The organism is Pseudomonas sp. SJZ078 (assembly GCF_007828255.1).
In the GTDB taxonomy this organism is placed as follows: Bacteria; Pseudomonadota; Gammaproteobacteria; order Pseudomonadales; family Pseudomonadaceae; genus Aquipseudomonas.
The window spans coordinates 77,137-91,835 of the sequence record NZ_VIUG01000022.1 but is presented as its reverse complement, the minus strand read 5'-3'; the positions used below and the strand labels follow the sequence as shown (position 1 = coordinate 91,835).

Genomic DNA, 14,699 nt, shown 5'->3' with positions numbered 1-14,699 from the left:
TTTAGCGGGTTTTTTCATGCCCGGGTGCCTATCCTGAGGGTTTGGACTGTCTGGAACGGCAGCTATTGTCTAAGGTGCAGGTATTGCAAGGGAGCGATGCCGCATGACTGCTGTGGATTTACCCGCTGTACCCCGCATATTGATCGCCGAGGCCGACCCGGCCTCCCGTGAGTTACTGGAACAGGTGTTATCGGATCTGCGTTGCGATGCGCGGGTGGACACATGCAGCGAGGGCAGACGGGCGCTGGAGTTGTTGGCGCATCATCCTTACGATCTGGTGATCGCTGATTGGGAGCTGCCGGGTGTCGATGGCTTGAGTATCCTGCGCGGCCTTCGCAACCAGCGCCGCACCCCACCATTGCCATTCATCCTGATGAGTCGACGCAATGACAGCGCCAGCGTGCGTGAGGTATTGCCGCTGGCGCCGGCCGCCTATCTGACCAAACCCTTGGACCGGGAAAGCCTGAGCCGGCGTCTGCACGGCTTGCTGTTGGATGGCTCCGAAGACGCCGCCAGCGACGCGCCGGCTCCTGGGCCTGCGCTGACCCTGGCTGCGTATCTTGAGCGTCGGCGCGAGCAGTCCGAAGGCGCACCGTTGATGACCGATGTGCAAGTGGCGGTCAAGCGCAGCCTCAACCCCAGCGGCCTGGACCTGAAGTTGCTGGAAGAGGAAATCCGCACCGACCCGCAGATCACCGCCGTGCTGATCGCCGCGGCCAACAGCGCAGCCCAGCACCAGGGCGGCGGTCCGGTGCAGACCGTGGCCCAGGCGCTGCACCAGCTCGGCAGCGGGCAAAGCATGAACCTGATCCTCGGGTTGACCCTCAAGCGCTGTGCCCGCCTCAATAATCCCTGTCTGGCGGATTATGCCGAGCGTTATTGGCTATTGTCGCTGCACACCGCCGAATACGCCCGGACGATGGCTCGTTTGCTGGATCTGGATCAGGAGCGCTGTTATTGCGCCGGGCTGCTGCATCGCCTGGGTGAACTGGCGGTGTTGCGCTGTCTGGAAGAATGGAAACAGGCCAATGGCGCACTGGATGAGCCGGAGGAGGTGGGCAATGTCCTGGCGCAGTACGGTGCCGGTTTCGGCTCGGCGTTGCGTACCCGCTGGCGCTTGCCGCTGGAGCTGCGGGAGTTGATTGCGGCAGTCTATGGCCTCGGCGGCGGGGTGTACTCCCGCGAGGCCCTGGTGATGGACATGGCGGCGCAAATGGCCCACCTGACCGAGCATGAAGGCCTCGAAGAGCTGGCCCGGGGGCGCACGGCGCGTCTGCTGAAGATCGGTTTGCCGGAGTTGATGCGTTTGCGCAGGAAGTAGGAGCACAGTGGCCCCTGTGGGAGTGGGCTTGCTCGAGAATGGGATCTGTCAGCTAAGTTGATGTTGGCTCGCATACCGCTTTCGCGAGCAAGCCCGCTCCCACAGGGTCTTTTGTCGATCAGGCGACGATGATGCGATTTTTGCCCTGGCGCTTGGCTTCGTACATGGCGGCGTCAGCGCGCGCGAACAGGCTGTCGAGGGTCTGGTCTTCGTCGGTGATGCTGGTCAGGCCCTGGCTGACGGTGATGCCGAAACCCTGCTCCCCGCTGCGGAAGGTCAGGCGCTGGATTTCCCGTTGCAGGCGCTCGGCCACTTGCATTGCCATGTCCGGGGCACAGCCGGGGAATACGGCGGCGAACTCTTCGCCGCCGATCCGTCCGAACAGGTCGCCGCTGCGGAGCACGGTCCGCCCGCTTTCGGCGATTTTCTGCAGCACGTTGTCGCCCTCCTGATGACCGTAGGTGTCGTTGATCACCTTGAAATCATCGATGTCCAGCAACAGGAATGCCATGGGCGTTCCTTGCAATCGTGCCTGCTCGAATTCGCGATGGGCACATTCGAAGAAGTGGCGGCGATTGCTGCTCTGGGTCAGCACGTCGGTGGTCGCCAGTCGCTGCAGCTCGCTTTCCAGCAGCTTCTTTTCGGTGATGTCTTCGGCGATGCCCACCACGATCACCGGCTGCCCCGATTCGGCCTGGCGGTTGATGAAGCATTTGTCGCTTAGCCAGCGGATCTGCCCATCGGCGGCGATGATGCGGTACTCACGATCCTCCACGGCACCTTTGACCAGCACTTCGGCCAGGCTGCGTTCGGCGTAATCCAGGTCGTCGGGGTAGATTGCGTCACGCCACTCGTTGAAATCCGCCAGCACCAGACCGACGGGCCGGCCGAAGATCCGTTCGTAGGCGGGGCTTACATAGAGCAGTTGCCGGGTTTCCCAGTTGAATGCCCAGAGCACTGCATTGACGCTGACCAGCAATGAGCTGAAGAGCTGTTCACGTTCGCTCAGGCGCGCCACCTCGCCCTTGGCGTGCATCAGCGCCATGAGCGTCTGGGCCGCCTCGGGCCAATGAGGTTGGGTTGAATCCTGCAGGTTCTTGTCGACCATTGGTACAAATCTCAAAGAGCGTGCATTGTTGAAGGTTCGCACGCGCTTGCTCCGAAGCCCGCCCGGATGGCGAAGTGCTCTTGAGATAAGGGATTCGGGGTGAAGTTCCTTTTCAGGCGACGAAGGGGTGGGGTTCTGGCAGTCGCAGGATTGGGTGCAGAAAAGAAAACCCCGCCGGGTGGCGGGGTTTGGTTATCAGGCCGTAGCAGGCCGCAACGAGTAGGTCTTGAGTTGATCGGCAAAGTCGCGCAAGGATTGGATGCCGCTGACCTCGGCGTCGTGGACCCATTCCTTGATAGCCGCCAGCATGTCGTGGCCGTTGCTGCTGGTCTTGGCCCAGATCTGCTGCAGGGCCAGGCGTTTTTCGTAGATAACCTTCAATGCCTGGCTGTGCTCCAGCATGTTCTGGATGCGTAGATGGTGACGTTCATCCAGCAGGCTGGTTTCCCGCGACAGCAGGCGTTTGGCCCGGTGGAACTGGTGGCGCACCGAATGATCGACCTTTTCCAGTTCCTGCTTGACCAGCGGGGCGATCACCAGCCTGCGGTACTGGGCCATGATCTGGAACCGATTGTTGAGGATCGCGAGGGCGGTATCCATGTCCAGATGACCCTTGCCTTCGATCCGATGGGCAATCGGCGCGACCCGCTGGACCTTGGCCAGATGCAGGAAGCGGAACACCTGGATCCAGGCCCAGCCCAGGTCGAACTCCCATTTGCGTACCGACAGCTTGGCCGAGTTAGGGTAGGTGTGGTGGTTGTTGTGCAACTCTTCGCCACCGATCAGGATGCCCCAGGGTACCAGGTTGGTCGCTGCGTCGCGGCACTCGAAGTTGCGGTAGCCCACGGCATGGCCCAGGCCATTGACCACGCCGGCGGCCCAGACCGGGATCCACATCATCTGGATCGCCCAGATGGTGATGCCGATGGTGCCGAACAACAGCAGGTCGATCACGCCCATGATCGCCACGCCCAGGAGTGGGTAGCGGCTGTAGAGGTTGCGTTCGATCCAGTCTTCGGGGCAGTTTTTGCCGTAGATGCGCAGGGTTTCCGGGTTTTCCGCTTCGGCGCGGTACAGCTCGGCGCCTTTGCGCAGCACGGTGGACAGGCCTTTGACGACCGGACTGTGGGGATCGTCGACGGTTTCGCACTTGGCGTGGTGCTTGCGGTGGATAGCGGTCCACTCGCGGGTGTTCTGCCCTGTGGTCAACCATAGCCAGAAGCGGAAGAAATGTTTGAGGCCGGCGTTGAGCTCCAGGGAGCGGTGAGCCGAATAACGGTGCAGATAGACCGTGACGCTGATGATCGTGACGTGGGTCATCAGCAGGGTGACCGCCACCAGCGACCAGGGCGACAAGCCAAGAAAACCTTCGTACCACATAGGCTGTAGGGCCCTCGATAAAGATAGAAACAGCCGTTGCATTATCAACAGCCCTACAGATAAAACCAGTCGGCCTTTCAGATAAGAGTGGCAGGATGTTTCTTCCTCTATAATCCCCGCCTATTTATAAGGACATGGACGACCGCATGACTGCCCATCACCGCATTGCCATGGGTGAAGCGCTGCTTTACCTGGTGCTATCAATTGCCTGGTTGCAACTGGTTGGTTATTTATTAAGCAGTTTCTTCGATCAATCCGCCGCCAGGCAGACCTGGCAACTGATCAACGGCTATGCCTGGCTGCTGGTCAGCGCCGGGTTGATCTTTTTCGCGCGGGTGCGGATGTCCCGGTCCGGCGAAGGAGGGCACACGGGCGATCGCGAGCGTCTGCGCCAGGCCGCCGCCGTCTTCGATTGCACCCGCGAAGGGGTACTGGTGACGGATCGCAGCGGGCTCATCGTGCACGTGAACCGAGCCTTCATGGTAATAACCGGTTATGACCGGGATGAGGTGCTGGGCCGGCGCCCCAACCTGTTCAAGTCCGGCCGCCATGGGCCGGATTTCTACCGCGACATGTTTGCTTCCCTGAACGGGCGGGGCGAATGGAGCGGGGAAATCTGGAATCGACGCAAAAGCGGTGAGATCTTCCCGCAGTGGCAGACGATCCGGGCGCTCGTCGACGACAACGGCCAGGTCAGCCAGTACGTTGCAGTGTTCTCCGACATCAGTGCGATCAAGGATTCGCAACACGAACTGTCATACCTGGCTCATCACGATCCGCTGACCGGCCTGCCCAACCGCATGCTGTTTTCCGACCGTGCGGAACAGGCCCTGGCGTCGGCGCAACTGCACAAGCGCGGCTGCGCCCTGCTGTTGGTGGACCTGGACCATTTCAAGAACATCAATGACAGCCTCGGACACTCGGTGGGCGACGAGTTGCTCAAAGGCGTGGCCGAGCGGTTCCAGGAGCTCTTCGTGCCGGGGGTGACCCTGGCTCGCCTGGGCGGCGATGAGTTTGCCGTACTGGTGGAAAACTGTTCGCAGCCGGGGCAGGCAGCGGTCCTGGCCCAGCGCATTCTCGACGTCCTGAAGGAGCCACTGCGGGTCGACAGTCATGCCTTGTTCATCAACGCCAGTATCGGTATCAGCCTGTTTCCCGGTGACGCCCTCAGCGCCGGTCAATTGTTGCGCAATGCCGACTCGGCCCTGTTCAAGGCCAAGAGCACCGGGCGTGACGGCTATGCCTTGTACACCGAAGAATTGACCGCCCATGCGCAACAACAGGTCGAGATTGCCTTCGAACTGCGTCGTGCCCTTGCCCAGCAAGAGTTGCGGGTCCATTACCAGCCGGTGCACGACCTGGCGTCCAATCGCCTGATAGGCGTCGAAGCGCTGGTGCGTTGGGAGCATCCTGTGCGTGGTTTGATCTCGCCGGCCGAATTCATCCCCGTCGCCGAGCGCACCGGGCTGATCGCCCAGATCGATGGCTGGGTCATGGCCCAGGCCTGCCGACAGATGTGCCAGTGGCAGCAGGCCGGGGTCGCGTTGACGTTCGTCGCGGTGAACGTTTCCAGCCGATTGTTCGCCCATCGCGAGTTGTATGAGCAGGTTTCCCAGGTGCTGCATGAGACCGGTCTGGATCCGTCGTTCCTGGAGTTGGAGGTGACCGAAAGCGCGGTGATGGAAGATCCGGAAGTGGCGTTGGAGCAGATGCATCGTTTGCGGGAGCTGGGCGTGCGCCTGGCGATCGATGACTTCGGCACCGGCTATTCGTCGTTGCTGCGGCTCAAGCGCTTGCCGGTGCAGAAACTCAAGATCGACCAGGGTTTTGTCGCCGGGTTGCCGTGGGATGAGGACGACGCGGCAATCGTCCGGGTCATCATCGCCCTTGCCCGTAGCATGGGTATGCAGGTGCACGCCGAAGGCATCGAACAGCGCGAACAGGCGGGATTCCTGCTGGAGCAGGGCGGTGAGATGGGACAGGGCTACTGGTTCGGGCGGCCGATGCCGGCGCAGCAGCTGGATTGGGAACGGGCCCCGGCGATCACCTGACAGACAAAAAAACCTGTGGGAACGAGCCTGCTCGCGATAGCGGTGGGACAGTCAACATTTTGGTCTCTGGCAGACCGCATCGCGAGCAGGCTCGCCCCCACAGGATCTGTTGGTATTTTGGTTATATAAAAATTCTTAAATAGTCTTTTTAAGAATATCACGGCTTATCTAGTATTGCTCCAACGCCCCAGGCAGTGCCGCCACTGCCGGGCATTCATTCAAGGAGCAGCAGCATGAGCGCATCCCTACGTAGCGTCGACGGCCAGGACGAAGCAACCATCTTGCGCGAGATCCAGAGCGCATTGCGTGATCTGCGCTTTGGCGCGGTGGAAATCACCGTGCATAACGCGCAGGTGGTCCAGATCGAACGCAAGGAAAAATTCCGCCTGCAGCAGCCGAGCCACAAACCGGGCTGAAACAGTATGGCTGTGGGGAATTTTCAGGACCACCCGATCTGCCAGAAACCATAAGAAACCAGAATTCCAGGAGCTTTCACCATGTCGTCGATTCGCCGTTATGCCCTGGCCGCCCTGGCCAGCGCTGTTTTCGCAGGTTCCGCCGTCGCGAAGGATTACGAGCTGCTCAACGTGTCCTACGATCCAACCCGTGAGCTGTACCAGGATTACAACGCCGAATTCGTCAGTTTCTGGAAGCAGGCCCACCCGGACGACAGCGTGAAGATCCAGCAATCCCACGGTGGCTCGGGCAAGCAGGGCCGTGCGGTGATCGATGGGTTGCGTGCCGACGTCGTGACCCTGGCCCTGGCCGGTGACATCGATGAAATCGCCAAACTGGGCAAAACCCTGCCGCTGGACTGGCAGCAGCGTCTGCCGGAAGCCAGCACGCCTTACACGTCCACCATCGTGTTCCTGGTGCGCAAGGGCAACCCCAAGGGCATCAAGGATTGGGGCGACCTGATCAAGAACGACGTGTCGGTCATCACCCCGAATCCGAAGACCTCCGGCGGTGCGCGCTGGAACTTCCTCGCGGCCTGGGCCTATGGCCTCAAGGCCAACGGGGGTGACGAGGCCAAGGCCAAGGAGTACGTGCAGGCGTTGTTCAAGCACGTACCGATCCTCGATACCGGCGCCCGCGGTTCGACCATTACCTTCGTCAACAATGGTCAGGGCGACGTGTTGCTGGCCTGGGAAAACGAAGCCTTCCTGGCGCTGAAAGAAGAAGGGGGAGCCGACAAATTCGACATCGTCGTGCCGTCGCTGTCGATCCTTGCCGAGCCTCCGGTGGCGGTGGTGGACAAGAACGCCGAGAAGAAAGGCAACCTGGAGATCGCCGAAGCTTACCTCAAGCATCTGTACAGCCCGGCCGGACAGGAAATCGCCGCGAAGAATTTCTATCGTCCGCGCGACAAGGACGTGGCCGCCAAGTACGCCCGGCAGTTTCCCAAACTGGAGCTGGTGACCATCGACAAGGACTTCGGCGGCTGGAAAACCGCCCAACCGAAATTCTTCAACGATGGCGGCGTGTTCGACCAGATCTATCAGGCGCAGTAAGCTGGATGGACCTTGCAAAACGGTTTACTTAAGAAGGGCTTCTGTGGGAGCGAGCCCTGCTCGCGATGGCGGCGTGTCAGTCAACATCCAGGTTGCTGATCCGCCGCCATCGCGAGCAGGCCTCGCCCCCACAAGGATATTCTGCGCGTTCCCAACCAAGGACTTTTATGTCGCGTCGCATCTCCCCCGTCATACCCGGCTTCGGGCTGACGCTGGGCTACACCCTGGTGTACCTCAGTCTGATTGTGCTCATACCGCTGGCGGCGATGTTCGTGCATGCCGCCCAACTCACCTGGGAACAGTTCTGGACGATCATTTCGGCGCCGCGAGTGCTGGCTGCCTTGAAGCTCAGCTTCGGCACCGCGCTGTGCGCCGCGATCATCAACGGCGTGATTGGCACGCTGCTGGCCTGGGTGCTGGTGCGGTATACCTTTCCTGGCCGCAAGATCATCGATGCGATGATCGACCTGCCGTTCGCTCTGCCCACCGCTGTGGCCGGGATCGCCTTGACGGCGTTGTATGCACCGACCGGTCTGGTCGGCCAGTTCGCCACCGACCTGGGATTCAAGATCGCCTATACCCCGTTGGGCATTACCCTGGCGCTGACTTTCGTGACGCTGCCGTTCGTGGTGCGTACGGTGCAGCCGGTGTTGGCGGATATTCCCCGTGAGGTGGAAGAGGCGGCTGCCTGTCTCGGCGCCAAGCCCTGGCAGGTGTTTCGTCACATCCTGATGCCGGCGTTGTTGCCGGCCTGGCTGACCGGTTTCGCCCTGGCGTTTGCCCGGGGTGTGGGCGAGTACGGTTCGGTGATTTTCATCGCCGGCAACATGCCGATGAAAACCGAGATCCTGCCGCTGCTGATTATGGTCAAGCTCGACCAGTACGACTACACCGGCGCCACCTCCATCGGCGTGCTGATGCTGGTGGTTTCCTTCGTCCTGTTGCTGCTGATCAACTTGCTGCAGCGGCGCATCGAAACCCCATAAGGAGGCGCGAACATGTCCCAATCGTCTATTTCCGCGGCCTCCACCAACGCTGCCCGCCGTGGCAGCGCGACGTCGCGACGAGTCCTGATCGGTCTTGGCTGGTTGTTCTTTGCGCTGTTCCTGCTGTTGCCGCTGTTCATTGTGGTGTCCCAGGGCCTGAAGCTCGGCCTGGGGGCGTTCTTTACCGCGATCTTCGAGCCCGACGCGCTGTCGGCGCTGAAACTCACGGTGATTGCGGTGCTGATTTCGGTGCCGCTGAACCTGGTGTTCGGGGTCAGCGCCGCGTGGTGCGTGAGCAAGTATTCGTTCCGTGGCAAAAGTATGCTGGTGACCCTGATCGATCTGCCGTTCTCGGTCTCGCCGGTTATCGCGGGTCTGGTCTACGTGCTGATGTTCGGCGCCCAGGGCCTGTTCGGGCCATGGCTGGCGGACCACGACATCCAGATCGTGTTTGCGCTGCCGGGTATCGTGCTGGCGACGATCTTCGTCACGGTGCCGTTCGTGGCCCGTGAGCTGATCCCGCTGATGCAGGAACAGGGTACCCAGGAAGAAGAAGCCGCGCGCCTGCTGGGTGCCAACGGCTGGCAGATGTTCTGGCATGTCACCGTGCCGAACATCAAGTGGGGCCTGATCTATGGCGTGGTGCTGTGTACCGCCCGGGCCATGGGTGAGTTCGGCGCGGTGTCGGTGGTGTCCGGGCACATTCGCGGGGTGACCAATACCCTGCCGTTGCACGTCGAGATCCTCTACAACGAATACAACCACGTGGCTGCGTTCGCCGTGGCGAGCCTGTTGCTGATCCTGGCGCTCTTCATCCTGCTGCTCAAGCAGTGGAGCGAAAACCGAATCAACCGCCTGCGCGCCAGCGCCGCGGAGGAATAATTCATGTCGATCGAAGTCCGTAACGTCAGCAAGAATTTCAACGCCTTCAGAGCCTTGGACGACATCAGCCTGGACATCCAGAGCGGTGAGCTGGTGGCGCTGCTCGGCCCTTCGGGTTGCGGCAAGACCACCTTGCTGCGGATCATCGCCGGTCTCGAAACCCCGGACCAGGGCAGCATCGTGTTCCACGGCGAGGACGTGTCCGGCCACGACGTGCGTGATCGCAACGTCGGCTTCGTGTTCCAGCACTACGCCTTGTTCCGCCACATGACCGTGTTCGACAACGTCGCCTTCGGCCTGCGCATGAAACCCAAGGGCCAACGCCCGAACGAGAGCCAGATCGCGACCAAGGTTCACGAGCTGCTGAACATGGTGCAACTGGACTGGCTCGCCGACCGTTACCCCGAACAACTGTCCGGTGGCCAGCGCCAGCGTATCGCCCTGGCCCGCGCCTTGGCTGTGGAACCCAAGGTACTGCTGCTGGACGAACCGTTCGGTGCCCTCGATGCCAAGGTCCGCAAGGAACTGCGCCGCTGGCTGGCGCGCCTGCACGAGGACATCAATCTGACCTCGGTGTTCGTCACCCACGACCAGGAAGAAGCCATGGAAGTCGCCGACCGTATCGTGGTGATGAACAAGGGCGTGATCGAGCAGATTGGTTCGCCGGGCGACGTGTACGAGAACCCGGCCAGTGATTTCGTGTATCACTTCCTGGGTGACTCTAACCGCCTGCACTTGGGGGAAGACCGGCACGTGCTGTTCCGCCCCCATGAAGTCTCACTGTCGCGTTCGGCGCTCGAAGACCATCACGCCGCCGAGGTTCGGGACATCCGTCCGCTGGGCGCAACGACCCGGGTGACGTTGAAGGTGGAAGGTCAGGGTGAGCTGATCGAGGCCGAGGTGGTGAAAGACCACGACAGCCTGGTGGGGCTGGCGAAGGGCGAGACGCTGTTCTTCAAGCCGAAGGTCTGGCAGAAAGTCGCCAACCTTTAGGATCAAAAGCATCGCGAGCAGGCTCGCTCCCACAGGGATCGTGGTCTCCCTGAAATCCCTTGTGGGAGCGAGCCTGCTCGCGATGGCGTCCTCCATGACAGCGCTCTTCTAATCCGAATAACACCGTCAGGTTTTGCTTCGATTGGTTCTATTTCCACAACCCTTCTTGATTCAAACCCTACCTAGACTCTGACATGCCAGGAGGCAGTGAGAGTCCATGACGGACCGGTGTGATCCCCTGGCGCCCTGATGCCAAGGAGATCAAGCATGAGAATGGAAGTCAGTCGGCGTGGCCCGTTGGGCTGTGCCTTGTTAAGCGTTCTGCTATGCCCGTATGCCAGCGCCGACCCCTCGCTGTCGCCGCAAATACCCTTCGATGTCACGGCCACCCAACCCATCTCCCTGCCCAGCCTGCAAGGCAATTTCGATGAACTGTCGTGGCAGACCTTCATCGCTCTGAACTGGCCGGCCCTGGACAATGGCAATCCCAATACCGGCACTACCATTGGCAAGCAGGATGGGGCCACGGTCTGGGAAAGTTGGAAAGAGAGTTATCAGATTTTCCGCGCCAAGGGCCAGACGCCCTTGCCCTGGGATGCGCCGGCGACGCTCCCCGAAGTGTGCAAGCAGCTCAAGCCCGGGCGGCTGCTGCAGCAAATGGGCAAGGTCCCCGACGTGCTGGATGAATTTATCCAGCCCTTCGAAAGCGGCCCGCTGGTAGACCAGAACGGCGTTTATACGCGCAACGAAATCGTGGTCAACCAATCGATGTTCAACGGAATCGTCGACAACGGCCTGTACAGCATCGAAGGCCAGCAGAAATTCTTTGCCGCGAACAAGACCAACACCGTGGCGTTCAGCTGTGGTTCCAACGACACGAGCCAGGTCGGTTCGGTGATGGTGAAGGCATCCTGGAAGGTGCTGGGGGCCAACGACCGTCCCCAGGATTTCCACACGGTCGACGCGTTGGTCTATACGCCGGGCAACAGCGACCCGAGTCATGGGCCGATAGTCGAGGAGTCGTGCGCATCGCAATCGGTCGGGCTGGTGGGTTTGCACATTGTCCATAAGACCGCCAGTGCGCCGCAGTGGGTCTGGTCGACCTTCGAGCACGTGAACAACGTGCCGGAGCAATCCACACCGGTGGCGCAGCGCAAAGGGCCGTACCTGTTCTACAACGCCGCCAGCACCAGTGCGATCAACCAGCCTCCGCCACGACCATGGAACCCGGCCGTCAAGGCGACGCCTTCGCAGATCGTGCGCGAAGTGCCGCTGACCGGGCCCACCAACGCCTTGAACGCCAAGTATCAAACCCTGTTGCGCACGGCCAACCCGCAGAGTGTCTGGGCCAACTATCAGTTGATCAGCACCCAGTGGCCGACCGCCGCGCCGCCACCGAACTGCCAGATTTCGGCCGCCAACCCGCTGGGCAATCCCGCGCCCGCGTTCCTCGCCAACGCCACGCTGGAAACCTACATCCAGGGCACCACGCCCCAGGCGTCCTCCAGTTGCATGGCCTGTCATGGCAACGCCGCTACTCATGTCACCGAATCCCCGCGCACCAGCTTCGCGGACTTCACCTATTTGCTCGAACGCGCGCAGTCCACTTCCGGACAAGGAGCCAAACAATGAGCACTGACCTGGACAATTTCGTCGGCCTGTCATCGGCCCTGACCGGTATTCCCATCGCGCGCCTGGCGCCGCAGCTCGACCCGATAGGTCTGCCTCCGCTGTTTCTCGATTACGTCACCCCACGCATCACCACCGATGTGCTCAACCCGTTGCTGACGCAGTACGCCACGTTGGCGGCCGACAACGTGTCCCCGGATAGGATCGCCCAGCAGGTGCTGGTCACCACGCAACCGACCCCCAACTCCGTGCTGGCGGCGCGTTCAATCATGAAGCTCTGGTTCCTGGGTGTCTGGTACCAACCGTATGACGCGGGGAATTACAAAAAGGGTGACTCGGCGGTGGTGTCCGACCAGGCGTATATCAACAGCTGGGCCTGGAAAGCTGCCCAGGCTCACCCAATGGGCTACAGCGAATCGTTCTTCGGCTACTGGAACGAACAGCCGCCGAGCCTTGAGGACTTGACCGGCGTACCCGCCACCGCGTCCTCCAATGTCCAACAAGGAGACCGGTCATGACTATTGAACAAGCCGAAGTGGTGATCGTGGGCGCCGGGCTGGCCGGCAGTATCGTTGCTTATCAACTGGCCATGGCCGGCGTGGAGGTGCTGGTGCTCGAATCGGGACCGGAGATCCCGGTCAATCGGGCTCAATACCTGGAACGGTTCTACACCACCACGCTGAAAACCCCGGAATCGCCCTATCCACCGGTCACCAGCCTGGACCCGCCCCGTGACCCGGCCAAGCAGAACGCCCCGCGTGCGACCATCGCCGACCTGATCCTGGGATGGGACAAACCGGAGGTCAGTTACCTGGTGCAGAAAGGCCCGATGCCTTTCACCAGCACCTATGAGCGAGTCGGCGGCGGAACCACCTGGCACTGGGTCGGGACCTGCCTGCGCATGGTGCCGAACGATTTTCGCCTGAAGTCCCTGTACAACGTCGGGGTGGACTGGCCTATCGGCTACGACGACCTGCAGAGCGCCTATTGCCGGGCCGAAGCGGAAATCGGCGTCTCGGCCAACGTTGCCGATCAGGCCTACCTGGGCATGACGTTTCCCGAGGGCTACGAATTTCCCATGCACAGCATTCCGTTGTCCTTGGTCGATGGCAGTTTTGTCGCGGCGGTGACGGGACAGGTATTCGACGGCTTGCCGCTGGTCGTCAGCCCGACGCCGGCCGGACGCAACTCCCAACCCTATGCAGGGCGCCGCGTATGTGCCGGCAACACCAACTGTACGCCGATCTGCCCGATCCAGGCCAAGTACGACGCCACCGTGACGATGAACAAGGCCCTGGCCACCGGCAAGGTCAAGGTGCTGTACAGGACGGTTGCCACCAAGTTGAACGTAGGGTTGGACGGCACTATCTTCGGTGTGGAATTCAAGCAGTATCAATTGGGTGATGGACCGATCACCGGCAGTGGCGAGGCCATTGCTCAACGTTATGTCATCGCCGCCCATGCCATCGAAACCCCCAAGCTGTTGCTCAACTCCGCCACGCCCGACTGGCCCAAGGGCGTGGCCAACAGCAGCGGTCAGGTGGGGCGCAACCTGTCCGACCACCCGATCTACCTGGCGTGGGGGCTGATGCCTGAAGGCAAGGCGGTTTTTCCCTACCGTGGCCCCCTGTCCACCGCCGGTATCGAGAGCTTGCGTGACGGTGCCTTTCGCAGCGAACGCGCGGCGTGGCGTATTGAGATCGGCAACGAGGGCTGGAACTGGCCGGCCAACGATCCCTACGACACGGTGGCCGATTTTATCGACGGTACGAACAACAATGGCGTCAACCCGGTGAAGTCGGACCAGGACCCCATACCCCCTACCGAAGCGCTTTATGGAACTGCGCTGGTGCAAAAGCTCAACGACATTTTCATCCGGCAGTTCCGCATCGCATTCCTGGTGGAACAGGTGGAAGACGATCCCGATAACGCCAAGTGCTACATCGTTCCGTCGACCGAGTACAAGGACCTGCTCGGTATTCCCCGGCCGGAAATCCATTATGAATTGTCCAAGTACACCCAGAAGGGTTTCCTGGAGGCAAAACGGCTGGCCACTCACATTATCAAAGACCTGCTCGGCGCCGTGGAGCTGACCAAGCCGCTTACGCCAGGGACGTTCACTTACGGAAACGAACCTATGAGCTTCCAAGGTGCCGGGCACCTGATGGGCACCTATCGCATGGGCAGTGACCCGGCCACATCGGTGGTCGACAAGAACCAGCGCAGTTGGGATCACAACAACCTGTTCCTGGTGGGCGATGGGGTTTTCCCCAGCAGCGGGACTTCGAATCCGAGCCTGACCATCGCGGCGTTGTCGTTCCAGGCCGGGGATACCGTGGCCAACGACCTGAAGGCGGTGACGATGCAGGTCCAATCCAACGTCGCCTGGCAGGGCACCGGTGTGCAGATCAACGGATTGGTGCCGCGCCTGGTTCGCTACGTCAGCGGGCTATGGTGCGCCAGCCCGCAAGGCGGCAATGTCGATGGGAAGGGTGGTTCGAGGCACATCGACTACAGCAGCTATACCTTGCCCGGTGCTGCCGAAGGCGCCTTGATCGGTCGTGTGGGCAACAATGGCACGCCGTTCCTGGTGGGGGATCTGGCGCAGGTACCGGGCGACCAGCAAGGGGAGCTGCAACTGTGTATCAATGATGACCTGACCGGGAAACACGGGGCTGGCTTGAGAGATAACACCGGCGCGCTGACCATCCGGGTCGAGTTCGGTGCCTTGTAGTGCTTTAACAGGCAACCTGTGGGAGCGGGCTTGCCCGCGAAGGCGGCGGCAGTGTCGACATCAATGGCACAGATCCACCGCTATCGCGAGCAGGCTCGCTCCCA

The 14,699-nt window shown here is 61.2% G+C and carries 12 protein-coding genes; 10 read left to right on the top strand and 2 right to left on the bottom strand.

Annotated elements, in window-relative coordinates:
- Nucleotides 1-103: 103 nt before the first annotated feature.
- Nucleotides 104-1,321 (top strand): HDOD domain-containing protein, encoded by a 1,218-nt coding sequence (locus FBY02_RS19075; RefSeq protein ID WP_144929792.1) that lies wholly within the window; start codon nt 104-106, stop codon nt 1,319-1,321.
- 118 nt (nt 1,322-1,439) lie between these two features.
- Here FBY02_RS19075 and FBY02_RS19070 read toward each other — a convergent pair whose 3' ends face one another.
- Together FBY02_RS19070 and desA are read right to left on the bottom strand one after the other, a co-directional pair.
- Complete coding sequence (locus tag FBY02_RS19070; protein WP_144929791.1) at nt 1,440-2,429, bottom strand: sensor domain-containing diguanylate cyclase; 990 nt, start codon at nt 2,427-2,429, stop codon at nt 1,440-1,442.
- 195 nt (nt 2,430-2,624) lie between these two features.
- A complete protein-coding gene (gene desA, locus FBY02_RS19065; RefSeq protein ID WP_144929790.1) occupies nt 2,625-3,809 on the bottom strand; it encodes a delta-9 fatty acid desaturase DesA in 1,185 nt (394 codons plus the stop codon).
- A 146-nt stretch (nt 3,810-3,955) separates the two neighbouring features.
- On the opposite strand from desA, the gene dibA reads away from it, so the two are divergent.
- From dibA to FBY02_RS19020, 9 genes are all read left to right on the top strand, one after another.
- Nucleotides 3,956-5,860, top strand: coding sequence for a phosphodiesterase DibA (dibA, locus tag FBY02_RS19060; protein WP_144929789.1), 1,905 nt, complete (start codon nt 3,956-3,958; stop codon nt 5,858-5,860).
- A gap of 233 nt (nt 5,861-6,093) precedes the next feature.
- Nucleotides 6,094-6,276: a sulfur starvation response protein OscA gene (gene oscA / locus FBY02_RS19055; RefSeq protein ID WP_042732574.1), complete on the top strand. Its 183-nt coding sequence runs from the start codon at nt 6,094-6,096 to the stop codon at nt 6,274-6,276.
- An 81-nt stretch (nt 6,277-6,357) separates the two neighbouring features.
- Complete coding sequence (locus FBY02_RS19050) at nt 6,358-7,371, top strand: sulfate ABC transporter substrate-binding protein (protein ID WP_144929788.1); 1,014 nt, start codon at nt 6,358-6,360, stop codon at nt 7,369-7,371.
- Nucleotides 7,372-7,538: 167 nt separating this feature from the next.
- Entirely contained in the window at nt 7,539-8,357 is an 819-nt protein-coding gene (cysT, locus tag FBY02_RS19045) for a sulfate ABC transporter permease subunit CysT (protein WP_041023314.1), read from the top strand.
- A gap of 12 nt (nt 8,358-8,369) precedes the next feature.
- Nucleotides 8,370-9,239: a sulfate ABC transporter permease subunit CysW gene (gene cysW / locus FBY02_RS19040; protein WP_144929787.1), complete on the top strand. Its 870-nt coding sequence runs from the start codon at nt 8,370-8,372 to the stop codon at nt 9,237-9,239.
- Between the two features lie 3 nt (nt 9,240-9,242).
- Nucleotides 9,243-10,232 (top strand): sulfate/molybdate ABC transporter ATP-binding protein, encoded by a 990-nt coding sequence (locus tag FBY02_RS19035; protein ID WP_144929786.1) that lies wholly within the window; start codon nt 9,243-9,245, stop codon nt 10,230-10,232.
- 267 nt (nt 10,233-10,499) lie between these two features.
- Nucleotides 10,500-11,864, top strand: a complete 1,365-nt coding sequence (locus FBY02_RS19030; RefSeq protein WP_144929785.1) for a cytochrome C — start codon at nt 10,500-10,502, stop codon at nt 11,862-11,864.
- Entirely contained in the window at nt 11,861-12,379 is a 519-nt protein-coding gene (locus tag FBY02_RS19025) for a sorbitol dehydrogenase (RefSeq protein WP_144929784.1), read from the top strand. Before FBY02_RS19030 ends, FBY02_RS19025 begins: the two co-directional genes overlap by 4 nt.
- Nucleotides 12,376-14,595: a GMC family oxidoreductase gene (locus tag FBY02_RS19020; protein WP_144929783.1), complete on the top strand. Its 2,220-nt coding sequence runs from the start codon at nt 12,376-12,378 to the stop codon at nt 14,593-14,595. The genes FBY02_RS19025 and FBY02_RS19020 overlap by 4 nt, the downstream gene beginning before the upstream one ends.
- The last annotated feature ends 104 nt before the right edge of the window (nt 14,596-14,699 follow it).

Coding starts and splice junctions, on each gene's coding strand:
- FBY02_RS19075 (WP_144929792.1), top strand. CDS start 104: ATGACTGCTGTGGATTTACCCGCTGTACCCCGCATATTGATCGCCGAG.
- FBY02_RS19070 (WP_144929791.1), bottom strand. CDS start 2,429: ATGGTCGACAAGAACCTGCAGGATTCAACCCAACCTCATTGGCCCGAG.
- desA (WP_144929790.1), bottom strand. CDS start 3,809: ATGTGGTACGAAGGTTTTCTTGGCTTGTCGCCCTGGTCGCTGGTGGCG.
- dibA (WP_144929789.1), top strand. CDS start 3,956: ATGACTGCCCATCACCGCATTGCCATGGGTGAAGCGCTGCTTTACCTG.
- oscA (WP_042732574.1), top strand. CDS start 6,094: ATGAGCGCATCCCTACGTAGCGTCGACGGCCAGGACGAAGCAACCATC.
- FBY02_RS19050 (WP_144929788.1), top strand. CDS start 6,358: ATGTCGTCGATTCGCCGTTATGCCCTGGCCGCCCTGGCCAGCGCTGTT.
- cysT (WP_041023314.1), top strand. CDS start 7,539: ATGTCGCGTCGCATCTCCCCCGTCATACCCGGCTTCGGGCTGACGCTG.
- cysW (WP_144929787.1), top strand. CDS start 8,370: ATGTCCCAATCGTCTATTTCCGCGGCCTCCACCAACGCTGCCCGCCGT.
- FBY02_RS19035 (WP_144929786.1), top strand. CDS start 9,243: ATGTCGATCGAAGTCCGTAACGTCAGCAAGAATTTCAACGCCTTCAGA.
- FBY02_RS19030 (WP_144929785.1), top strand. CDS start 10,500: ATGAGAATGGAAGTCAGTCGGCGTGGCCCGTTGGGCTGTGCCTTGTTA.
- FBY02_RS19025 (WP_144929784.1), top strand. CDS start 11,861: ATGAGCACTGACCTGGACAATTTCGTCGGCCTGTCATCGGCCCTGACC.
- FBY02_RS19020 (WP_144929783.1), top strand. CDS start 12,376: ATGACTATTGAACAAGCCGAAGTGGTGATCGTGGGCGCCGGGCTGGCC.